The sequence below is a fragment of the Blautia sp. MSJ-9 genome (assembly GCF_018919065.1).
Taxonomy (GTDB): Bacteria; Bacillota; Clostridia; order Lachnospirales; family Lachnospiraceae; genus Blautia_A.
Map to the genome: position 1 here is coordinate 1 of NZ_JAHLQG010000040.1, position 22,726 is coordinate 22,726.

General features: G+C 36.8%; 20 protein-coding genes. All 20 read left to right on the top strand.

The window, feature by feature from the left end; genetic code table 11:
* The coding region (locus tag KQI87_RS11115; RefSeq protein WP_216460211.1) for a DegT/DnrJ/EryC1/StrS family aminotransferase at positions 1-1,110 on the top strand (1,110 nt) is incomplete at its 5' end.
* Positions 1,111-1,135: 25 nt separating this feature from the next.
* Positions 1,136-1,672, top strand: a complete 537-nt coding sequence (locus KQI87_RS11120) for an acyltransferase (RefSeq protein WP_216460212.1) — start codon at positions 1,136-1,138, stop codon at positions 1,670-1,672.
* A 23-nt stretch (positions 1,673-1,695) separates the two neighbouring features.
* Positions 1,696-2,331: a sugar transferase gene (locus tag KQI87_RS11125; RefSeq protein ID WP_216460213.1), complete on the top strand. Its 636-nt coding sequence runs from the start codon at positions 1,696-1,698 to the stop codon at positions 2,329-2,331.
* The gene (locus tag KQI87_RS11130) at positions 2,328-3,290 is read left to right on the top strand and encodes a GNAT family N-acetyltransferase (protein WP_216460214.1); all 963 of its coding nucleotides are present in this window, start codon (positions 2,328-2,330) and stop codon (positions 3,288-3,290) included. The genes KQI87_RS11125 and KQI87_RS11130 overlap by 4 nt, the downstream gene beginning before the upstream one ends.
* Before the next feature lie 5 nt (positions 3,291-3,295).
* The gene (locus tag KQI87_RS11135; RefSeq protein ID WP_216460215.1) at positions 3,296-4,237 is read left to right on the top strand and encodes a 1-aminocyclopropane-1-carboxylate deaminase/D-cysteine desulfhydrase; all 942 of its coding nucleotides are present in this window, start codon (positions 3,296-3,298) and stop codon (positions 4,235-4,237) included.
* Positions 4,234-5,211, top strand: a complete 978-nt coding sequence (locus tag KQI87_RS11140) for an ATP-grasp domain-containing protein (protein WP_216460216.1) — start codon at positions 4,234-4,236, stop codon at positions 5,209-5,211. Before KQI87_RS11135 ends, KQI87_RS11140 begins: the two co-directional genes overlap by 4 nt.
* A 125-nt stretch (positions 5,212-5,336) precedes the next feature.
* Complete coding sequence (locus KQI87_RS11145) at positions 5,337-6,461, top strand: EpsG family protein (RefSeq protein WP_216460217.1); 1,125 nt, start codon at positions 5,337-5,339, stop codon at positions 6,459-6,461.
* A gap of 32 nt (positions 6,462-6,493) precedes the next feature.
* Positions 6,494-7,450 carry a glycosyltransferase family 2 protein gene (locus tag KQI87_RS11150; protein WP_216460218.1) on the top strand — a complete coding sequence of 319 codons (957 nt, stop codon included), beginning with the start codon at positions 6,494-6,496 and terminating at the stop codon, positions 7,448-7,450.
* Positions 7,440-8,663: a nucleotidyltransferase family protein gene (locus KQI87_RS11155; RefSeq protein WP_216460219.1), complete on the top strand. Its 1,224-nt coding sequence runs from the start codon at positions 7,440-7,442 to the stop codon at positions 8,661-8,663. Before KQI87_RS11150 ends, KQI87_RS11155 begins: the two co-directional genes overlap by 11 nt.
* A gap of 18 nt (positions 8,664-8,681) precedes the next feature.
* On the top strand, positions 8,682-9,785 hold the full coding sequence (locus tag KQI87_RS11160; RefSeq protein WP_216460220.1) for a polysaccharide pyruvyl transferase family protein: 1,104 nt from the start codon (positions 8,682-8,684) through the stop codon (positions 9,783-9,785).
* 6 nt (positions 9,786-9,791) lie between these two features.
* A complete protein-coding gene (locus KQI87_RS11165) occupies positions 9,792-10,760 on the top strand; it encodes a Coenzyme F420 hydrogenase/dehydrogenase, beta subunit C-terminal domain (protein WP_216460221.1) in 969 nt (322 codons plus the stop codon).
* Positions 10,761-10,776: 16 nt separating this feature from the next.
* A complete protein-coding gene (locus KQI87_RS11170) occupies positions 10,777-12,219 on the top strand; it encodes a lipopolysaccharide biosynthesis protein (RefSeq protein ID WP_216460222.1) in 1,443 nt (480 codons plus the stop codon).
* Between the two features lie 12 nt (positions 12,220-12,231).
* On the top strand, positions 12,232-13,395 hold the full coding sequence (locus tag KQI87_RS11175; protein WP_216460223.1) for a PqqD family peptide modification chaperone: 1,164 nt from the start codon (positions 12,232-12,234) through the stop codon (positions 13,393-13,395).
* Positions 13,392-13,886, top strand: a complete 495-nt coding sequence (locus KQI87_RS11180; RefSeq protein WP_216460224.1) for a S24/S26 family peptidase — start codon at positions 13,392-13,394, stop codon at positions 13,884-13,886. The genes KQI87_RS11175 and KQI87_RS11180 overlap by 4 nt, the downstream gene beginning before the upstream one ends.
* Positions 13,879-15,018 carry a radical SAM protein gene (locus tag KQI87_RS11185; protein ID WP_216460225.1) on the top strand — a complete coding sequence of 380 codons (1,140 nt, stop codon included), beginning with the start codon at positions 13,879-13,881 and terminating at the stop codon, positions 15,016-15,018. Before KQI87_RS11180 ends, KQI87_RS11185 begins: the two co-directional genes overlap by 8 nt.
* 144 nt (positions 15,019-15,162) lie before the next feature.
* The gene (locus KQI87_RS11190) at positions 15,163-15,321 is read left to right on the top strand and encodes a hypothetical protein (RefSeq protein WP_216460226.1); all 159 of its coding nucleotides are present in this window, start codon (positions 15,163-15,165) and stop codon (positions 15,319-15,321) included.
* 245 nt (positions 15,322-15,566) lie between these two features.
* Complete coding sequence (locus tag KQI87_RS11195) at positions 15,567-17,213, top strand: ABC transporter ATP-binding protein (RefSeq protein WP_216460227.1); 1,647 nt, start codon at positions 15,567-15,569, stop codon at positions 17,211-17,213.
* Positions 17,214-17,368: 155 nt separating this feature from the next.
* Complete coding sequence (locus KQI87_RS11200; RefSeq protein WP_216460228.1) at positions 17,369-18,070, top strand: VanZ family protein; 702 nt, start codon at positions 17,369-17,371, stop codon at positions 18,068-18,070.
* A 77-nt stretch (positions 18,071-18,147) separates the two neighbouring features.
* Positions 18,148-21,000 carry an ATP-binding protein gene (locus KQI87_RS11205; RefSeq protein ID WP_216460229.1) on the top strand — a complete coding sequence of 951 codons (2,853 nt, stop codon included), beginning with the start codon at positions 18,148-18,150 and terminating at the stop codon, positions 20,998-21,000.
* 111 nt (positions 21,001-21,111) lie between these two features.
* Entirely contained in the window at positions 21,112-22,725 is a 1,614-nt protein-coding gene (locus KQI87_RS11210; RefSeq protein ID WP_216460230.1) for an ABC transporter substrate-binding protein, read from the top strand.
* Position 22,726 lies beyond the last annotated feature (1 nt).

Genomic DNA, 22,726 nt, shown 5'->3' on the forward strand with positions numbered 1-22,726 from the left:
GAGATTATCGGCTGCGGATATGCAGTTGCGTTAACTTCGGGTACTTCGGCATTACATATGGCGATTAAGCTGGCTGGCAACCGCATATACGGAAAAAAAGAAAAAGCACTGGAAGGAAAAAAGGTATTTTGTTCTGACCTGACTTTCTGCGCATCAGTCAATCCTGTTGTCTATGAAGGCGGTGAACCAGTATTTATCGATTGTGAGCAGGATACCTGGAACATGAGTCCGGAGGCACTTGAAAAGGCATTTCAGCTATATCCGGATGTAAAAATTGTTATTCTGGTACACCTTTATGGAACACCGGCTAGGATGGATGAGATAAGAAAAGTAACGGATAAGTATGGTGCGGTTATTGTAGAAGATGCGGCAGAGGCTCTGGGAGCAGCTTATAAAGGACGCATGGCAGGAAGTCTGGGAGATTACAGTGTGATTTCTTTTAACGGAAATAAAATCATAACCGGAAGTTCCGGCGGAATGTTTCTGACAGACAAACCGGAGGATGCAGACAGAGTAAGAAAATGGTCTACACAGTCAAAAGAAACTGCTCCATGGTATCAGCACGAGGAAATGGGCTATAACTACCGTATGAGCAATGTCGTTGCCGGTGTGATCAGAGGACAGCTTCTTCATCTGGATGAACATATTTCGCAAAAAAGAAGAATCTTTGAAAGATATAAAGAAGGTCTTAAGGATCTTCCGATAAAAATGAATGAAGCAGATTCAGATATGAATGCGAATCATTGGCTCAGCTGTATGCTCATAAACCCGAAAGCAATGTGTCACCAGAACAGGACAGAAACAACCGTGGAGTATGAAAAAGAAAGCGGCAAGACCTGTCCAACAGAGATTCTGGAAGCATTGACAAAATTAAATGCGGAGGGTCGTTCTATTTGGAAACCAATGCATATGCAACCGATATATTCAGACAATGAATTTGTAATGGCTGATGGGAGTAAAAAATCATCAGCGATTGGATATGATGAAAGTGAATTGACAGATGTCGGAGCTGATATCTTTAGCAGAGGTATATGTCTGCCGAGCGATATTAAAATGACGCAGCAACAACAGGATAGAATTATTGAAACTGTAAGTGCATGTTTTGAATAATTAAAGATAACAGGGAGAGAAAAGAATGGAATTTGCTCGTTTATATCATTCTATAAGAATGTGTTTTATTTTAAATCCAACCGGAAGAGCAATCTATATAAAAAAACATAATATTTTTAGTGAATGTGGAGAACACTGTATGTTTATGTTCCGAAAAATCCCACTATATCCTAAGTTGATAAAGTGTCACAATAATGTAAGAATAGCGTCCAATGTGACCTTATGCACACACGATGCAATTCATCATATGGTTAATTATGCATTTAAATTAAAAAATCCATTAAATGAGAAAATTGGATGTATAGAAATCCAGGATAATGTTTTTATAGGAACGAATACAACAATTATGTATGATACTAAAATAGGTCCAAACGTTATTGTTGCAGCAAATAGTTTGGTTAATAAAGATATTAAAGATGGAGTATGGGGGGGAATACCTGCAAAATATATATGTAGCATTGAGGAATATATAGAGAAAAGAAAGTGTGAACAGTTGGAAGGTAAATTATTTAGCAAAACAAACGAAAAAATGTGGGAAAATTTTCGAAAAAAACATTCTTGATATTTAAAAATATAAAAGGAAAAATGAAAGAAAAAGTGAGAGAAATAGAAAAGAAAATTAAGTATGCTGTTGGAAGGGTAGGGGCATTGTTATTAACCATTTTAATTTCGCCAATATTACTCATAATAAGCTTATGTATTGTATTAGACTCACCGGGAGCTGTAATATTCAAACAGAAGCGTCTGGGATATAGAGGAAAAGAATTTGATATTTATAAGTTTAGAACAATGGTTACCAATGCAGAAAAAATTGGCGATGGCTTGGTGATCAGGAGTGAAAATGATAACAGAATAACGAGGGTTGGAAGAGTGCTTCGGAAAATGAGCCTGGATGAATTACCACAATTTTTTAATATAATAAAAGGTGAGATGTGTTTTGTAGGTCCAAGACCACCAGTAACGTATCATCCATATGATGGATATGAGAATTATTCAGATGAAGCGAAAAAACGCTTTGAAATAAAACCGGGAATTACAGGTTTGGCGCAGGTGAAATTAAGAAATGCAGGAACATGGGATGAAAGAATAGCAATAGATGTTCAGTATGTTGAAAATTATTCCTGGTGGCTGGACATAAAGATTATATTCATGACAGCATTTTCAATGTTTAATAAAGAAGAATATACATCAAATAAAAAACGTGGGAAATCAAATATATGAGAAGTATTTACAGCGAAGAAGAATGGGCTGAAGCTAATCAGCAAAAAGAAGAAGGAACATTAGAAACATATACTTATGAGGACGATGATGGGAAAGTTATTTACCGCTTTTTTAAGCGTCAGGCTGGATTAGTGAATAATGAGATGTATTTTGATATTGTGTCTTACAGAGGCGCTCAGGGACCATATATTCAATATGCAAAAGCTGAAAAACAGGAAGTACTTTTCACAAGATTTATGAATGAGTTTGAGAAATATTGTGAACAGGAGAAGATTATCGCAGAGTTTGCAAAGCTTGATCCATGGGATGAATATTCTGAAACTGTACAAAAGATGTATGGTGCTTCCTATTATGGAAATTTTTACTGTACCAGTCTGGAGGGAGATTTCTATAAATTGGAATATAACAGGAGAGCCAGGCGTTCTATCAGCAAAGCAAGAGAAAATGGTGTGACTGTCCGATTTGATTTTAACGGTGAAAACATAAAGCAGTTTTTGCAGTTGTATATGAATACAGAAGAAAAATATCATATATCTTCATATTACCAGTTTACAGAAGCAGATATTCAGAGATATTTTCGAAAGCTGGAAAATTGTTTTCTGGTTAATGCATATCTGGAAGAAGAAATTATTGCTTCGGCAGTGGCTGTTATGGGAAAAGATATAGAACATTACCTGTTTCTTGGAGTTAATCCTTTGTATTCGAATCTACAGGCAAATAGTCTGATGACATATGAAACTGCATTATACGGACAACAAAAAGGAAGAAAACTATTCGATATGGGTGGCGGTATTCCCGGAGGTGGAGTTGAGCAGTTTAAACGTAATTTTATTTCAGAAAAAGGCGTCTGGAATTATTATGCAGTAAAAAAAATTCGAAACGATGAGATATATGAAACATTGGTAAAGCGTAAAGATAATATAAAAAATTATAAATTTTTTCCTTTATATAGAGGGTGATCTGAATGGAAACAATCATACAAAAATTGCTGGAGTATCAAAATAATACAATATTTTTAAAAAGAGAAGATTTGATTCCGTTTTGCTTTGGAGGAAATAAAGCAAGGAAGGCAAAGCTCTTTTTTGAAGAAATTGACAAAGGAAATTATGACAGTGTTGTGACGTATGGAAGCAGCAGCTCTAATCATTGCAGGATAATTGCAAATATGGCTGCCGCGAGGAAAATGATGTGTTATATTATTTCTCCTCTTGAGAGTTCTAAAACTACGTTTAACAGTGTTCTGATGGATATGTTCCATGTAAAGATCATAGTAGTTCCGGTGAAAGATGTTCATGACACAATTGAACATACATTAAAGGAACTTATAAGTCAGGGTCGGAATCCATATTTTATAGCAGGAGGAGGACATGGAGATATTGGTACGAGAGCATATGAGGAATGTTATTCAGAGATAAAGGCATATGAGAAACGTGAGAAAAAATATTTTGAATATATTTTTCTTGCAAGTGGAACGGGAACTACACAGGCAGGTCTGGTATGTGGCCAACTGTTAAATAATGATAATAGAAAAATTGTTGGCATTAGCATTGCCAGAAAAAATCCATATGGAAAATCAGTAGTAGAGGAAAGTATACGTCAGTATCTGAAGAATAATAAAAGTCCGGTTTCGCAGGAAATGATTGAACGAAATACAGTATTTGTAGACGATTATGTGAACGGTGGATACGGAAACCATAATAATTCTGTCCATGAATTAATGAAAAAGATGATGTATCAATATGGAATCCCTATGGATGAAACCTATGTAGGAAAAGCATTTTATGGGATGCTGAAATATATAGAAAAGGAAAAAATTTCAGGAAAGAATATTTTGTTTTTACATACGGGTGGAACCCCATTATTCTTTGATAATATCAAGGCTGTTGAAAAGGAAGCGTTAAAATGAACATACTAATATTGAGTGCAGGAACAAGAAATAAAATTGTTCAATATTTTCGAAGAGAGTTACATGGAAATGGAAAAGTAATTGCGACAGACTGTAGTGAATTGGCGCCTGCTATATATGAAGCGGATGAACACTATATAGTTCCAAGAATTGATGTCCCTGATTATATAGCTACTATTATAGAAATCTGCAGAAAAGAAAAAATAAAGGGAGTTTTATCACTGATAGATCCGGAGCTGTCAATTATTTCGGCACATAAAAGAGAATTTGAAGAAATTGGAACAACCATAATTGGTTCTGATTATGAAAAATGTGAATTAAGCATGGACAAGTATGAAATGTACTGTTGGCTGAAAAGCCATGGATATAAAACTGCAATTACATTTAAAGATAAAAAAGAAGCACTGGAAGCAATCAGACAAAAAAAGATGGAATATCCAGTTTTTATCAAGCCGATTAGAGGAAGTGCATCTATAGATATTGTGAAAGCAGATAATGAGAAAACGATAGATTTTTTATGGGAAAACAGTGAAGATATTATGATGCAGGAGTATTTGGAAGGGCAGGAAATAGGAGTAGATGTTTATGTTGATATGATTTCTCATCAGGTAGTTTCTATTTTCGCCAAAAAAAAGCTTCGTATGCGTTCAGGCGAAACAGATAAATCAGTATCTTTTAAGGATGACGAATTATTCAATCTTGTAAAAAGGTTTGTAAAAGAAGCAGGATTTTTGGGTCAGATTGATATTGATTTATTTAAAAAGAATGGAGAGTATTTTATTTCAGAAGTGAATCCACGATTTGGAGGTGGATATCCACATGCATATGAATGTGGTGTAAACAGCATGAAAATGATTATAAATAACCTTGCTGGAAAAGAAAACCCTTTGACAATTGGAGAATATGAAGATGGGGTTTATATGTTAAAGTATAGCGAGATTTGTATACTGAGAAAAAATGGAGATGATCAGTAAAAGTGATTATTTATATTATTGGAGTCTTAATATTCTTTATTGCACCAATTGCTGTATGTCCAATAGTTCTATTTTGTTACCATATAGCCAAAAGTTCACAGGAACGGTTATTTTGGAGCTTTATAATGGCAATATATTTAGGAATTTGTGGATATTGTTTTAAAAATCCTGCAACAGATCCGGATATTGTACGTTATATAAATTATTTAAGACTATATCAGGGAAGAAATCTGAGAGATAGTTTTAATCTGGTATATGAAAATTTATTTTTAGTGGATATTTGGTTCCACTTTATAGCTCAAACAGGTAATTTTCAATTACTTCCAGCATCAGCAGTATTTATTTACTATTTTATCATATTTTATGTATTGAGCGATTATAAGGAAAGATTTAATGTAGAGACAGGAGACTTTGCATTAATGTTATTTTGGGTACTGTCTGCGTCACAGTTTGCATTTATCTTAAATTCTTTTAGAAGTTATGTTGCTTTTGCAATATTCTTTTTGGGTGTATATAGAGAAGAAATACAAGGGAAGAGAAATATCTGGAATTTATTTTTGTATATATGTCCCATTTTTCTTCATGTATCTTCAATGTTGTTAATCGTAATTTATGCCATATCAAAAATTAGAAAAAAATCGTGGACGATTATTGCTACATGCATTCTTTTTGTAAGGGGAATTATTACAATTTTGGCAGATATGGCAGAAAAAATAAATAGTTCGAACCCAATATTGAAGCAAATAAAATATACATTAATCAGAGCTGATATGTATTTTAGTTGGGAAGAAGGTGGCTGGGCTGATCAGGTAAGAAATAGTGGATATTATAATGTTGTAAAAATTTTTTGCCTTGGAATTGTAATATTTTCAATTTTTGTTTTACTTAAAGAGTGGATACGATGGAAAAATATAGGATATGAGATGAAAGATGATTATATAGTAATATTGAAATCTGAAAGATTCTGCTCGTTTGGAAGTATTTTTCTTCTCATTACATTGCAGACATTTGCAATGACAGCACCTGAATGTTTCAGGTTTGTTTTTCCGGCGATTCCTTTTCTTGGAATGCTTTATATGGAGAGCTTGCCGGAAAAAAGATTCAATGGAGATGATATGGTTATAATTCGTATTTTCATGTCTCTTTCGGGAATTTGTGGGATTATTATAAATATTTACAATATAAATACGATGATACCAATTACTGAGTATTTTAAAGACATTGCATTATCAGGAATATTGAAATTTTAAAGGATAATGACACAGAGATAAAGGTGGAGAATATGCCTCAAATATCAATTATTGTTCCGGTATATAATACGGAAAAATATTTAAAGAAATGCATTGAGAGCTTACAAAATCAAATGTTGACAGATATACAGATTATTTTAGTCAACGATGGTAGTAAAGATAAAAGTGGAGAAATATGTGAGGAGTATGCGAAAAAAGATTTACGCATTAAAGTGATTCATAAAGAAAATGGAGGATTATCAGATGCCAGAAATGTTGGCATTGCTGAGGCTGAGGCTGAATGCATTGGATTTGTAGATTCTGATGATTATGTAGATCCTAAGTTTTTTTATGAATTATATAAAAAAATGCAACAATATAAAGCTGATATTGCTGTTGGTGGAATTAGGCATATAGATAATTTGGGGAAAATATTAAATGTACGATGTATAGAAGAAGAAGCTGTTTTTGATAGATACGGTGGAATGAAAGAACTTTTATTTTCTAAAAGAATTTCTAATTCTGTCTGTAATAAGATTTTTAGGAGAGAACTTTTTAAAGAAGTTTGCTTTCCAAAAGGCCGTTTATATGAAGATGAATTTGTGACTTATCGTTTGTTTGACAAAGCTCAAAAAAGTATAATGGTTAATACGGTATTTTATTATTATCGTAGCAATCCTAAGAGTATTACACACAGAGAATTCTCGGTACAGGAATTAGACCGTATTATAGCTTCAGAAATGAAAATTCGATTTTGTAAGGAAAAATATCCGGACTTAGTAAAATATGTGGAATATTATATGATTTATGATTGTGCTAATGTGTTGATGAAGATGAAACATTATGAAAAACAATATGATAATTTAATAAGGGTGAATATAAAAAGATATTGGAAGATATATGTAAAGGAAAATAATTCTTTAGTTGCTAAGGTATTTGTAGTATTGGCAAGAGTATCTCCGCAGTTTACTATTTGGTTATTCAGGTGTTTAAAGAGGAATGGAATATGAGAAAATGAATGACAAAGAATTAATGCTTTATGTAATAAAAAACTCACTGATTGAAAATTCCAAAAACTATAATTTGAAAGGGGATGATTATAATAGTTTAGTTGCTGAAAGATGGGAAACATTAATGATAGAATTAAATGCACAGGCGATTACGGTATTGCCCTTTAGTTATATAAGAAAGACTTCTGCCATATCCGATGGAGATATGCTTGCTTATAAAAGAATATGGGTGCAAAATATTACAAATGTTTATGGAATGTCGAAAGAGCAGGAAGTATTAACAAATATTCTGGAAGAATCTGGGATTCCGACTGTAGTTCTTAAAGGAACAGCAGCTTCTGTTTATTATCCTCTTCCAGAGCTGCGAATAATGGGAGATATAGATATTTTGGTGAGGCCAGAAGATTTTGAACGGGCTTTCCAGATACTTCAGGAAACGGGATATATTAATAAGGAGAAGATGAATGCTGATAAAAGACATAACGAATTTGAAAAGAATGGAATTGAAATAGAATTGCATAATCGTTTTGCAACCAGACAAAATAATAAGCAACGAAACTATCTTGATCAGCTTATCTGGAATGGAATGGATCAGCGTATTTATAAAGAAATTATGGGGATTAAATTTCCGATGTTACCACATTGGATTAATGGGCTGGTTTTGCTTAGTCATATAGATTATCATATGGATGAAGGACCAGGACTTAGACATCTTATAGACTGGATGATGTTTGTGCAAGAAAATCTGGATGATAAAATGTGGGTAAAATGTTTTGAGAAAGCTGCACAGCAGATGGGAATGAAGAAACTGGCGATAGTATTAACAAAAACATGTCAGTTATATTTGGGATTGACGGATACCATAACATGGTGTGAGTCAGCAGATGTAGAAATTTGTAAAAATGTTTTAGAATATATTATTGGTCATGGAAGCTTTGGCGTTAAGGATTCGCAGAATCGCAAAAGAGGAGATATTTTACTGTTGCTGAAAACGCCTGGTAATTATATTAGATATGCACAGAGAATTGGGTGTCGAACGTGGAAAATATCTCAGAAATATCCCTTTTTACAGAAAGTTGCATGGATTTATCAAAGTTTTCGCTTTATGGTTCATGACAGAAATGATTGCACGGATTGGAAAAATTACATAAAGGATTATAGAGATGCGCAAAGAAAACGAGAACTATTCAAGCAACTTGACATATCCAGATAACGAAAGTGGGGATAAAGGATGAGCAGAATTGGAATTGTAACATTTTTTAAATCTTATAATTACGGTGTATGGCTTCAGGCATATGCAACACAAACAGCATTGGAAGAATTGGGACACTCGGTGGAAATAATCAACTATGCTAATCCGTTGGAAGAACAAAAATTTAAATATTGTTATAAAGAGGGAGGGAAAATACGAGGATATATAACTTCATTTTTTAAATCTCTGTTATTTGGTAAGGTAAGATATTATAAAAAAGCATTTGGAAAGCATTTAAATTCGTATTATCATATTTCGGCAGAAAATTATCATAACTATTCTGAAATGTCAGAAATACAGTACGATATTTTGGTTGCTGGAAGTGATCAAATCTGGAGCCCGGATACGACAAATGGAGAGTTGGATTTAGTTTTTTTGCTTAGATTTGGTAAGGCAGATAAAAGAGTATCTATTGCCTCTAGTATAGGAAGTAAACAAATAAGAAATCAGGACATTGCACTTTTTAAAGAGGCTTTTAAGTACTTTGATGCAATTAGTGTACGCGAGGAGTTTGCTAAAAAAGAGTTACAGCCATTGACAAAAATTCCAATACAGGTTATTGCAGATCCGACATTTTTGATAAAAAAGGATATGTGGGAAGTTCTTATAAAAGAAAAGGCAACATATTTATGCGAAGAAAAAAAATATATACTTACTTATTTTGTTTCTGAGGATAAGCGTTCGGAGAGATTTTGTAACATGATACAAGGATATATTCGAAAATTTAAATTACCTGTCTGGTGTGTCCAATTTAGTACATATAAAAATAAAGATTGTGACAAAAAAGTAGTTGGCGCAACAATGGCAGATTTTTTAAAATTGATTAAACATGCAAGACTGGTTATTACGGACTCTTTTCATGGAACTGTATTATCTGCAAATTTAAATACTGATTTTGTGGTAATTGAAAACAAAAAAAATCCCGAACGTGTCAGAAATATATTAGATAAATTGGGATTGCTTGAAAGAATAAATTTGGTTCCGGACAAATACAGTGATATTGAATTTTCAGTAGTAAATAAAAGAATAGAAAAAATTCATGATGATTCACTAAATTGGATAAAAGAAACGTTGAGAGTGTAATAAGAGATGAATAAATATTATTATGCGTATTATAAAAAAGATGAAATTAGAAATTCTGCTTCTGGTGGAATAGGACATGCGCTTGCAATGGATGTATTAAATAAAAGTGGTATTGTATATGGAGTTTCATACAGTGATGATTTTAAAAGTGCTCAATATCTAAGAATAAATGAGATTAATAAGATTGAAAAATTAAGTGGTTCGAAATATATTACAGCAGAAAAAAGAATGCCGGATGGAAGCTTTGTATTTGAAAATGTGAAAAAGGATCTAAAGGATAAAAAATTGGTACTTTTTACAGGACTTCCCTGTGAAATTGCTGCATTGAATAATTATTTAGACAGACAGGGCATAGATACAGAAAAAGAGAAAATGATAACTGTAGATTTAATTTGTCAGGGTCCTTTGAGTAGTAAAGAACAAAGTCAGTATATAGAATTTTTGGAAAAAAAGTATAAAAGCAGACTGATTGATTTTACAGTACGATACAAAAATCCATATTGGAAACCGGTATATCTGAAAGCTGTTTTTGAAAATGGAAAAAAACATATAAAGCCACTATATGAAACAGATTTTGGCAGAGCCTTTCTCATTTATGGAAAAGAAGGCTGTTTTCATTGTAAATATAAGAATGAAAACCATCAGGCAGATATTACAATAGGGGACTTTTGGGGAATAAAGGAGAATGAAAACGGATATAACAAAATGGGAACATCTGTAGTAGTTACACATACTGAGAAAGGGAACGATACATTTAAACAGTTAGCTAATATCTGCTTTGGAGAGGTCACCGAAGATAAGGCAATTGATAAGAATTCTATGTATGGTAATTCAAGAGAGAAATACTCAAATTATGCTACATTTAAAAGTAGCTATTTAAAAAACGATTTACATAAAGCAGTGTTTGATTCGAGAAGTATTTTAAGTAAAGTAAAATATTTATTAAAATTATTGCTCGGGTTAAAACCTTATTGATATAGAAGGTAAATTTATGATAGAAGATAGAAAAACTGCAAGTATAAATCTGGCAAAAAATACGATGATATTAACAATCGGAATGATTTGTACACAAGGTTTGGGCTTTTTGTTACTTCCTCTTTATACATCTGTTCTGGATACAAATGAATACGGAGTGTATGATCTTTTGATTACTTATGGAATGTTGCTTTTTCCGATTGTAGGAGGACAGTTTGAGCAGGGATTGTTTCGTTTTATGCTGGATGCTCAAAATGATGAGGAAAGGATATCAGAATTATTTTCTACAGTATTTGTAATTGATATTTTGCATGTAGTTCTTTATGTGATTTTTGGAGGGATAATTAGTGTATTTTATGAAATTGATTATCTGCCATTTTTATTGATATATGTATGCATGCAGGTTTTTTATACATTGATGCAACAATTTGTCAGGGGATTGGGGAAAAGCAGCGTCTATGCGATTGCAAATTTCTTATCCGCAGGCTTGACAATCATTTTAAATGTGTTTTTTTTGGTAGTTGTTCGTATGAGATTGACGGGAATGTTCTTTTCAGTAACTATATCATATATGGTGTCAATTATGTATATGTGTGTATGTGTGCAACCGTGGAAATATTTCAATATAGAAAAAATAGATAAAAAAACATTGCATTCAATAAGAAAATATTCATTACCGTTAATTCCAAACAACTTGTCATGGTGGGTTGTAAATGTTTCAGATCGTACAATTATAACTTATTTTCTTGGATTGAGTTTTAATGGAATTTATACTGTGGCGAATAAATTTTCAAATGTATTTATTACTATATATAATGTATTTAATGTATCATGGACGGAAACTGTTTCATTATATTATGAAAATGAGGATAGAGATGTTTTTCTGAGTGATATGATAACTGTGATGTATCGACTGTTTTCCAGTATGTGCTTTGGAATAGTAGGATTTATGCCGTTTATTTTTCCGATACTTGTAAATAGTAAATACCAAAAAGGATATAATCAGGTTATTATTCTTATGTATGCAATGTTGCTAAGAGTTGTAGTTGGATTATATAGTTGTATTTATGTTGCTATGAAAGATTCTGGAAAAATTGCAGTTACTTCTGCAATGGCAGCAGTTATAAATATTTTGGTGAATGTAATGCTAATTGGGAAATTAGGTATTTATGCAGCTTCAATATCAACGTTTACTGCATTTGGTGTAATGGCAGTTGTAAGATATCTGGATATCAACAAAACTATGAATATTCGCATTGAAAAAAAGACATTGTTGAGTTCCGGTATAATAGCTGGAATTATGTTAATTGGTTATTATAGAAAAAACAAATACGTGAATGTGATTTTACTTATGATAGCAGTTACATATGCTGTTTATATGAATAAGGATTTAATAAAAAAGGTGATACAATATATATATGAAAAAATGTTATTCAATTCTGGCAATAAATCTGGATAAAAGGGAGTTAGAATGATGTACTATTCAATCGGACCAATAAACCTAAAAACAGAAATAAAACTACCAGCAAGCTATAATCAGTTTTGTGCAAATCCGCCAGTTGATGACAGGAAATCAATTACACTTATCGAAGTTAGGGAAGAACCTAAGACTGAAGATGCTTCCAAGATATCAGAATTTTCCCTGATGATTGTATGGAAAAAAGATGACGGATGGATTTTTGAGTCGACGGATCATAATGGTTTTCTGACTGTCAGCAAAGATTATTCGAAAGGTGAATTTTACTGTGGACATATTGGAAGAACTGAGGAAATAATTTCAAATGATACAAATGGATGGGAGACTCTGGATTCAGTGGCTGTTTTGCAGCCACTTCTTCAGGCAATGCTGGAATGTCGGTTGATCTATGAAGGTTTTGGGATTCTGCATTCAGCCTGTGTACAGCTGGATTCAAAAGCGATTGCCTTTTCAGCACCATCAGGTACCGGTAAATCTGAGCGTGCATCAGGTTTTGTGAAGTATTTGGGCGCATCCTGGATATCAGGGGACCGGCCTGCAGTAGATCCTGTTTGTGGGAAAGCTTTTGGCGTACCGTGGGATGGAAAGGAACAGATTTTTGTGAATGAGTCTGCTCCGCTTCTGGCAATCACAGAGATACGTCGGGGCGGGAGCGTACTGGTCAGGAAAATGACAAAAAAGCAGAAAATGCAGTTTCTGTCAACACAGATGATGATTCCGATGTGGGATACAGAACTTACCAGAAGGGTATTTATTATCCTTCAACAGATGATAAACAATATTCCAATCTATAGATTATACTGTGATATTTCAGAACAGTCGATCAGACAGGTGTATGATATATTATTTAAACATCCGGAAAAAATAAGGAAAGCGAGAGTTGATAAAACGATGAAATTAAAAGAGAATTTTGAGGTTATAGAAATCGCGGGAGACTATATGGCAGTTCCGACAGGCGAAAATATGGCTCGTTATGGTGGTTCTGTTGTGTTAAATGAGGTTTCCGCATTTTTGCTGAATGCTATGAAGAATCCGGTAACCGAGGAAGAACTGTTGGAATTGTTATTGAATGAGTATGAAGTCAATCAGGAAAAGGCAGCAACAGATCTGAAGAATATTCTGAATACGTTTGAAAATCTGAAACTGATCGAAGAATGAAAACAGTGGAGATTTCCATTTCAGACTGGAAAGAACTGATTTCACAGGGGAAAAATATTCCGGTCACGATTCAGCTTCATGGAACAAGTATGGAGCCTTTGATCAGAGGTTGGAGAGATTCGGTGACGATCGTACCGGTTACAGAAGAACTGCAAACTGGAGATATTGTACTGTTTCAGCGCAAAGACGGTTCTTATGTGGTACACAGGTTTTATCAGATAAAGGGAGAATGGATACAGACATGGGGAGATAACTGTCGTTTTCCTGATGAACCAGTACCAGCTGAATCTGTGCTTGGAATAGTGTGTCTGGTTATTAAGAATGGAAATACCATTTGGCTGAATACCGATGAACAGAGGCAGAAGGGAATCCGGTGGATGAACAGCAGATTTCGCAGAAAGATGTGGTTCTTCTACCGTTTCTGGAAAGATCAGGCAGGCAGAGTACTGAGAAAACTGAAAAGGATAGAACAAAGGATTGTAAATGAATGAAAAGAAGAATCCGAGAAATCTGGTAGAATTGCTGTCACGATTACAACAGGAAAAAGTGCCGGAAGAACAATATAAAATTCATATAGATTATTTTCTGGAAATGCAGACACGAAAGAAAGGGATTCCATGGAAGGGGCAGTTTGAACTGACGCCTCTTTGTAATCTGGACTGTAAAATGTGCTATGTGCATCTGCAAAAAGGACAGTTAAAGAATCAGAGTTTATTAGAACCAGAGCTGTGGAGAGAACTGATGGAGCAGGCTGTTTCAGCTGGCATGAGAAAAGCAGTTCTGACTGGAGGGGAGTGTCTGCTGTATCCGGGATTTGAAGAATTGTATTTATATCTGCAGTCGAAAGGTGTGGAGGTTCAGGTATATACGAATGGAATCCTGCTGACAGAGGAGAGAGTCTTATTTTTTAAAAAGAATATGCCGGCAAGGATTCAGGTCAGCGTATATGGAAGTTGTGAAGATGCTTATGAGAAGGTGACCGGACACAGGGAATATGAAAGAGTCAGGAAGAACATAGAACTTGCCAGACAGGTCGGTCTGCCGCTTCAGGTAGCTGTTACACCAAGTGTTTATATGGGAAAAGATGCCAGAAATATTGTTCGATATATGAGTGAAAACAGAATTCCATATCAGATCAATAACACGATTTTTGCACCAAGAAATGATACAGGGCGAGGTCAGGAAAAAATAGATACAACGCCAGATGAGTATATTGAACTGTTTAAATTGCAGGCTCAGCTTTCCGGAGCTGAGCTTTGCCGGAGAGATGAAAAAATGCTTCCGGATGTTCCGGAAGATTCTGGAGAGAAAAAGGGAATCCGCTGTGCAGCAGGGATGAACAGCTTTCATATTGACTGGAAAGGAACCATGACGGGATGTGATATGCTAAATAGCGTCAAAGCGGAACCATTAAAAAAAGGGTTTGATCATTCATGGAAATTAATACATAAGGCCGCATTGGAATATCCGGCAGCTACTAAATGTGAAAATTGTTCTTATAATTCAGTGTGTGTATCTTGTCCGGCAATACATCAGCAGCTTGGTGAAAAACCGGGACACTGCAGTCTGATGGTGTGTGAGAGAACCAGAAGATTTGCGGCAGAAGGGTTGATTTCGCTATAAAATAAACAAAAGTATTTTTGGTGTTTTCATTTACTTTCAGGAAGTAAGTGTTAACATAAATATGGTAACAGTATAAAAACAGGCGATTTGAAGTCTGCATTTGAACGGTTACCACAAACTTTTATGACAGATGGAGGTGAAGACGTGAAAAAAACATATGAGACACCTGTGGCAGAAAAGGTATGCTTCAATTATAAGGAGCAGGTGGTTGCCTCTGGCAGCAGTGCTTGCTACTGGGTTGGACACACGACTCGTGGTTATCAGGGCTGCACAGAAGAGCATACAGGATCAATGAATAAGTAGTACCTGCTATCTGCCAGAGAGGGGGATTTTCCCCCTCTGTTTTGCAAAATTATTAAAAAATTCTGTCCGGCAGCTATGAATGTCTTATGTTTGTTTGTATGAGGGGATATTTATGGATCGCTCACAGTTGCCGACGGACTAAATATCAGGAAAATTATATACAAAGAAAAATTATGTACAAAGAAAAATTATTCTCGATGCTGAAAAGCCCTGCCTTGAAAAAGATCTTTCACTGGTCGGAATCGATGCATCGTTTTATTATATTCATCTGTTTCTTAAATTTAATATCCTCCGGCAGTTCTCTGGCAATTACAGTTGCTACAAAGGGGCTGATTGACGGAGCCACTAGCCATGATGCTACACAGGTGAAACTGTATGCTGTCTGGTTGATTCTTACAGTAGTAATCCTCCGGCTGACATCAGTAATAAATAATTTACTGTGTACCAGAACCAATGCCGTGCTTCTCCGGGACATGCGTTCTATGTTCTTGCATAGTTTGCTGAAGAAACAATATGCATTTGTAGACGGTTATCACAGTGGTGATCTGATCAACCGGATGTTCTCCGATGTCAGCATAGTGAAGGATGGAATTATGAATATTGTGCCGCAGCTTGTTTCTATGACTATCAGTTTTTTTGGTGCCGCTGTTATTCTGATTTCCATGGACTGGCGGTTTGTGATCTTATTGGTGGCAGGAGGGATGATTGGCCTTACCATGATCGTTCTTTTCAAAAAGCCGATGTCAACCCGCCACAAGGCAGTGCAGGAGAAAGAGGGAAGGATTCACGCCATTTTACAGGAAACTCTGGGAAATCTGCGTTTTATCAAAGCAGGCGGACTGGAACAAAATATGGAAAAGCAAAGCGAGACTGCGCAGAAAGAGTTTCTGGAAGTACAGTTGAAAAAAGGATATTTTTCTACGGGTATGAGTGCCTGCATCAATACAGTATTTCAGTTGTCCTGGCTGTTTTGTATGCTCTGGGGCGGACTGGGGATTTACCGTGACGTGCTGACTTATGGTTCTTTTGCAGCAGTGATTCAGCTTGTTGGACAGATTCAGGGACCTATTGCTTCTGCAGCCGATGTTGCGTCTCAGGCTTATGGAACGATTACTTCCGCAGAGCGCCTGAAAGAGTTGATGGATCTACCGGAAGAGAATACATCTGAATTATCTGGCGAAAAGGTATCTGAACTTTATGCTCATCTGGAAGTGATTCATCTGAACAATATTTCTTTTGATTACGACCGGGAACCAGTTCTGGAAGAGGTAAACGCCAGTATCCATCCGGGAGATTTCGTAGCAGTCACCGGCATTTCCGGTGGTGGTAAGAGTACTTTGTTCCAGCTTCTGCTAGGAATCTATCAGCCGAAATCTGGCACTGTAGAGTTTGTTTTAAAAGAAGAAAATAGTGAAATGGAAGGCAGAAGTCTGCCAGCATCCAGAATGACCAGACCATTGTTTGCTTATGTTCCTCAGGGAAATATCCTGTTTTCCGGTACTCTGAGAGAGAATCTGATGATGTTTAATGAAAATGCCTCTGAGGAAGATTTGAGAAGTGTGGTAAAAGCCGCATGTATCGATCATTTGCTCGACCAGCTGGACGATGGACTGGACACTCTTCTTGGGGAGAGAGGAGTTGGTCTGTCAGAAGGGCAGGCACAGAGGGTGGCAGTGGCAAGAGCACTTTTGTCTCATGCACCGATTCTTCTGCTGGATGAAAGCACCAGCGCACTGGATGAGGAAACGGAAGCACAGCTTCTTTCTAATATCAGTCAGATGAAGGATAAGACCTGTCTGATCGTAACCCATAGAAAAGCTGCTCTTTCCATTTGTGATTATGAACTGCATATGGAATCTGGTAAATTACTGAGAAAAAACGAGAAATACTGAGAGTGTGACTCAGTGAAATCTTTCAGGACAGTGATATAAATGTCTGGGACTGCGAGATTCATATTTAAAAAGTCTAACGGTTAGATTTTTTAAATAATGAATGAGCCTGAAATAAAATAATAAAAACAAAAAGTATAACTTGGAGGAAGTTGAAAATGGAAATAATGTCACTTACAATAACCGCAATTCTTCTGATCTGCGGTTATTTGGCTTTGGTACAGGCGGTAAATGCGCTTTCACGGCGGTCTTACTATTCATCTGGAAATACAATCATCATTGATGTTGTCCTCGCAGTCATGTATTTGCTTATATGCGGCTTTGTGGGATTGCTATATGTTTACAGTGGCTATGATATGTTTACCATTTATGTAACACTTGCACTGGGAGTTTTTATTATTTTAATACTGTTTCTCAGATTCTGCTGGATGAACAGAGACGGAATGAGAACCTGGAATATGGTATTGTTTCTGGTATATTTCGGAGTGGTTTTGTATCTTACGGTCTTTATGCGAATCGGTGCGGAAGTTGATGCCAGTATTGTTACCACTCCGTTTGACGATCTGACAAGGGCTATTCAGACGGGAAATCCTGCGATGGTTCAGCATATGTTACTGAATGTGGCATTATTTATCCCGTTTGGATATCTGATTCCGGCGATGAATCCTGAGAAATTGAGGAAATGTTCGTTTGCTTTTCTGGGAGGAATCATGTGCAGTACGGTGATTGAGGGCGTGCAGATGGTGTTCAGTCTTGGGCAAAGCGATATCGATGATATTATTGCGAACAGTATTGGAGCGGTGATTGGATATCTGGCGGTCAGATTTGTATGGCAGTTTCAGAAAAACTGGAAATTGTAATTATTGTTTTGCCAAAACAACAATATTAAGGTATGATGGTTACAGATAGAAAAATCATATAAGGCGGTTATATGCAAATGAAAAAAAGAGGAACCTTCCTGATATCTGAGGGAAAGAAGAATTATCTGCGGAAGCTTCTGCTTATGGCGGGCATTATTTTTGCTTTTTCCCTTTATACGAATGTGTCGGCGGCGGGAAGCCAGAAAGTCCGTGTTGGCTATTATGAGCGTGCCGGTTTTCAGGAGGGTATGAGTGATGATGAGAGAAAATCAGGGTATGCGTATGAATATATGCAGAGGCTTTCAGATTATACCGGATGGGAATACGAGTATGTGTATGGTGATCTGCAGGAGCTGAAAGAGAAATTTGAGAATAATGAAATAGATATGCTTGCCGGATTTTCTGAAAATGATGAGATTCCGTCTAATATGGAATTTGCGGATGAACCTTTTGGAACAGAGACCTGCTATATATACAAGAGGATGGGGGATTCCTCTGTGAAATCCGGATATCTTGCAAGCCTGATTCAGAGAAAAATCGGAGTATTAAGAGACTCAAAAGAAGAGAAATATTTGAGGGAATATCAGGAAGAAAACGGAATTTCCTGTCAGGTTATCCTGTATGATGATATGGATACGATGAAGCAGAAGCTGGATGAAGGTGAGATTGACTGTCTGGCTGCTGAGGATATGGAAACAGGTGCACTTGACAATATTGCTCCGTGTATTTCCATCAGGGAAGATAACTATTATCTGGGAGTGTCGGCCAAGAAGAGAACGCTTCTGAGGGAGTTAAATGATGCGGATGCCAGGCTACGTGAGGAAGATCCTTATTATCTGCAGAAACTTTACACGAAGTATTATCAGAATACATTGTCAAATACGGTACAGAGTGAAGGGGAAGCTGTCTGGCTGCAGATGCATGATACACTGAAAATCGGATTTATACGTGACCATATGCCTTTTTGCGAAAAAGATGAGAACGGAAATCTGACAGGTGCACTTGCGGATATCGTGTCTGCAATGGAAAAAGAGACAGATCTGAAGGATTTATCCATAGAGGTGACGGAATATAATTCTGTACAGGAGATTTATGAGGCTCTGAATAATAAAGAAATTCAGGCTGCCTTTCCGGCGCTTGAGGATGCCTGGTATGCAGATCAGAAAGGAACAAGGGTCAGCACAGGAATATCTTCTACTGCGATGGATGTGATCTTTGAGGGCGAATACGAGGATACGGTATATGATTCTCTTGCTGTTACGAAGGAGAGTATGATTCAACTGGGATATGTATTGAAATATTATCCGGACAGTAAGCTTGTCTATGTGGATTCTCTGGAAGAGTGTGTGGAAGCGGTAAAAGATGGCAGAGCTTCGGCTACGATTTTCAGCCGTTACCGTACAGCCGAGTATCTTACCAGAACAGAAAACAGAAACCTGCATTCTCTGGCTGTTCAGGGTTCCTGTGATTTGGGATTTGCCGTACGTTCAGAAGACACGGAACTATTGTCACTGCTGAATCGAAGTCTCAGGGTTATAGGCAGTGAGACGATCGAATCTTATGTAAATAAGTACAGCTATTATCAGAAAGCGTATTCAGTGCAGGAGTTCATTTCTGATCATCTGTATGAAGCGGCAATCGTTATGCTTATATTTGTGGGAGGGCTGATCACGGCTTTTGCTCTTTATGTAAGGAACAGCAGGAAAAGCAGAAAACAGATGGAGCTGGCGGAGAAGGAGATAAGAGAAGCGAAAGACAGGATGGAGGAAGCTCTGCGGAAAGCAGAGCATGCCAATGAAGCGAAATCGAAATTCCTGTTTAATATGTCTCATGACATCCGCACACCGATGAATGCGATTCTGGGATATACGGATTTACTGGATAAACATGGAAATGATTCTGTGCGTGTCCGGGAATATATTGGAAATATCAGAAAATCCGGGAAATATCTGCTGGATTTGATCAATGAGGTTCTTGAAATGGCCAGAATTGAAAGTGGAACGATAGAGCTGAATGAGGATCTGGGAGATCTGGCAGAAATGTATGATACTTTACGGATCATTTTTCTGGAAGAGTGTGAGAATAAGCAGCTGAATTTGCAGTTTGATGTGCAATTGCAGCATAAGTGGATGTATTATGATCAGACAAAGGTAAGGGGGATTTTTCTCAATATTATCAGTAATGCGGTGAAATATACACCGGAGGGTGGAGATATCGCGGTACAGGTAAGAGAATATGAAAGTGATAAAGAAGGATATGTAACAGTCTGCTGTATTGTGGAGGATAATGGGCTGGGAATTTCAAAAGAGTTCCTTCCTAAGATATTTGACAGTTTTTCCAGGGAGAAAACAGTTACAGAGAATAAGGTTGTGGGAACCGGGCTTGGCATGGGGATTGTAAAGAAGTATATAGATCTCATGAATGGCGATATTGACATAAAGAGCAGTCCTGGTGAAGGTACAAAAGTATTTACAACACTTACTTTCCGAAAAGCGGAGGACATATCTGATTCCGGAGATGAAAAAGAATATCCGGCAGTAGAGGCTGGAAATATAAGAATCTTGCTGGCAGAGGATAATGAGCTGAATCGGGAAATCGCAACGGAAATCCTCCAGGGTGCCGGTTTTACTGTGGATTGCGTAGAAGATGGCATAGAATGTGTGGCTGCGGTCAGAGACTCGGCAGAAGGAACCTATGATTTGATTCTTATGGATATTCAGATGCCCCGCATGGATGGTTTTCAGGCTACACAGAGAATCCGCCAGCTTTCATGTCCGGGCAAGGCGGGTATTAAGATTATTGCTTTAACTGCAAATGTATTTGAGTCAGACCGGAAAAATGCACTGGAAGCGGGAATGGATGGATTCACCGGAAAACCAATCGAGATTCCGAAACTTCTTGAGGAAATTGGCAGAGTAATGAATGAATAAAAAAGAGTAAGAAGAGCAGAGGCAACGGGAACTTTCAGGTATCGCAAAGTGTGTTGCCGGGCACGGAGTGAACAGCAGTGCTGGAGACAGTAACAATAGGAGAAATTGAAAATGAGAAAAAATAAAGCATGTATCATGGCTGGTATACTTGTAATGACTGTAATGACAGAATCTCTGGCGGGCTGCAAATTGACAGAGAATGAAACACAGACGGCAGAATCTGCTGATACAGTATCAGACACGCAGCCAGATCAGCAGGAAAAAACTTCCGGGTCAGAACCAGACGCAGATACCGATGTGGAAAAGCCGGAGGAAATCAGAGATGATGTGGTCATATATTCTGGCAGTGAACCGGAAACACTGGATCAGCATGATTCCACAACGGTTGCGACAGCAATCCTGATCAGAAATCTATATGCAAATCTGTACAGGCTTGATTCAGATGGAAATATTGTCCCGGAACTGGCAGAGAGTTCTTCTGTAAATGACGATTATACAGAATATACGATTACATTAAAAGAGGGACTTCAATTTTCAGACGGGTCTCCTTTGACTGCTTCGGATGTTGTCTATACTTACAGACGTGGTATGGATTCGGAAGTGACTTATTATCAGGAACTGAAAGCGGTAGAGGCAAAGGATGATCAGACAGTAGTGATCACACTGTCTGAACCGAATAATGAATTTCTGAACGATCTGACCGTGGAATATATGTGTGTGATGTCTGAAGCTGCGATAGAAGAAGGAATGGATGTGGATAACTGTCCGGATATTACCAGCGGAGCTTATACGGTTGAGAAATGGAATAAGGGTGAGAGCATTGTGCTGAAAGCCAATCCATATTATTTTGACGGGGAGGCGGATATAAAAACGGCAACGATTTTATACAGGCTTCAGGATGAAAATGTTTATCAGGCACTTCAGGAAGGCAGTGTGGATTATCTGACATCTGTTTCGGTAGAACAGGTTCCGTACCTGAGAGCGGATGAGAATATTGAACTGATAAGCTATGATAATTTTGCATGGAATTTCCTGACTCTGAATGAAAAAAATCCATATTTTGAAGATCAGAACGTACGAAGAGCTATTTATTATGCATTGGATCTGAATTATATAATAGAAACTGCCCTGGATGGTCTGGGTACACCTGCACCGATAATGGTGAATGGTTCGATCGCAGGATATGTGAGTGGATGTGATTCTACAGAGTTTGATTTGAATAAGGCAAAAGAATACATGGCAAAATCGGCATATCCGGACGGATTTGACCTGACAATCAAGGTGGGAGATGATGTAAGGAAAAATGTCGCAGAAGAAATAGGAACGCTGTTAGCCGAACTTGGTATTAAGGTGACAGTAGAAATGGAAGAAATGAGTCAGGTAATAACGGATCTTTATGATCTGTCTTATGAGGCGGCTATTATTTCTTATTCTATGTCTTCGGGAACGGTTACGCATGCAGTACCGCTGTTTAAGGTGGGAGACAGTATGAATTTTGCGGGGAATACAGACGGTGAGATTGCTGATCTGCTGGAACAGTCTGTAAAAGTGGAACAGGAGAAAAAAACAGAACTTCTTACGAAGGCATACCAGCTGATGAAGGAAAAGAATATTTACATTGGTTTATACTGGCCGACAGTCTATGACGCAAAGAACGAGAACCTGGAGCAGAAAGAACCGGTTACTTCAGAGAAATTTATTATTGCAAATATGTATTGGGAATAAG

Bases quoted from the DNA above. Each gene is read 5' to 3' on its own strand.
- KQI87_RS11120 (WP_216460212.1), top strand. From the start codon at position 1,136: ATGGAATTTGCTCGTTTATATCATTCTATAAGAATGTGTTTTATTTTA.
- KQI87_RS11125 (WP_216460213.1), top strand. From the start codon at position 1,696: ATGAAAGAAAAAGTGAGAGAAATAGAAAAGAAAATTAAGTATGCTGTT.
- KQI87_RS11130 (WP_216460214.1), top strand. From the start codon at position 2,328: ATGAGAAGTATTTACAGCGAAGAAGAATGGGCTGAAGCTAATCAGCAA.
- KQI87_RS11135 (WP_216460215.1), top strand. From the start codon at position 3,296: ATGGAAACAATCATACAAAAATTGCTGGAGTATCAAAATAATACAATA.
- KQI87_RS11140 (WP_216460216.1), top strand. From the start codon at position 4,234: ATGAACATACTAATATTGAGTGCAGGAACAAGAAATAAAATTGTTCAA.
- KQI87_RS11145 (WP_216460217.1), top strand. From the start codon at position 5,337: ATGGCAATATATTTAGGAATTTGTGGATATTGTTTTAAAAATCCTGCA.
- KQI87_RS11150 (WP_216460218.1), top strand. From the start codon at position 6,494: ATGCCTCAAATATCAATTATTGTTCCGGTATATAATACGGAAAAATAT.
- KQI87_RS11155 (WP_216460219.1), top strand. From the start codon at position 7,440: ATGGAATATGAGAAAATGAATGACAAAGAATTAATGCTTTATGTAATA.
- KQI87_RS11160 (WP_216460220.1), top strand. From the start codon at position 8,682: ATGAGCAGAATTGGAATTGTAACATTTTTTAAATCTTATAATTACGGT.
- KQI87_RS11165 (WP_216460221.1), top strand. From the start codon at position 9,792: ATGAATAAATATTATTATGCGTATTATAAAAAAGATGAAATTAGAAAT.
- KQI87_RS11170 (WP_216460222.1), top strand. From the start codon at position 10,777: ATGATAGAAGATAGAAAAACTGCAAGTATAAATCTGGCAAAAAATACG.
- KQI87_RS11175 (WP_216460223.1), top strand. From the start codon at position 12,232: ATGATGTACTATTCAATCGGACCAATAAACCTAAAAACAGAAATAAAA.
- KQI87_RS11180 (WP_216460224.1), top strand. From the start codon at position 13,392: ATGAAAACAGTGGAGATTTCCATTTCAGACTGGAAAGAACTGATTTCA.
- KQI87_RS11185 (WP_216460225.1), top strand. From the start codon at position 13,879: ATGAATGAAAAGAAGAATCCGAGAAATCTGGTAGAATTGCTGTCACGA.
- KQI87_RS11195 (WP_216460227.1), top strand. From the start codon at position 15,567: ATGCATCGTTTTATTATATTCATCTGTTTCTTAAATTTAATATCCTCC.
- KQI87_RS11200 (WP_216460228.1), top strand. From the start codon at position 17,369: ATGGAAATAATGTCACTTACAATAACCGCAATTCTTCTGATCTGCGGT.
- KQI87_RS11205 (WP_216460229.1), top strand. From the start codon at position 18,148: ATGAAAAAAAGAGGAACCTTCCTGATATCTGAGGGAAAGAAGAATTAT.
- KQI87_RS11210 (WP_216460230.1), top strand. From the start codon at position 21,112: ATGAGAAAAAATAAAGCATGTATCATGGCTGGTATACTTGTAATGACT.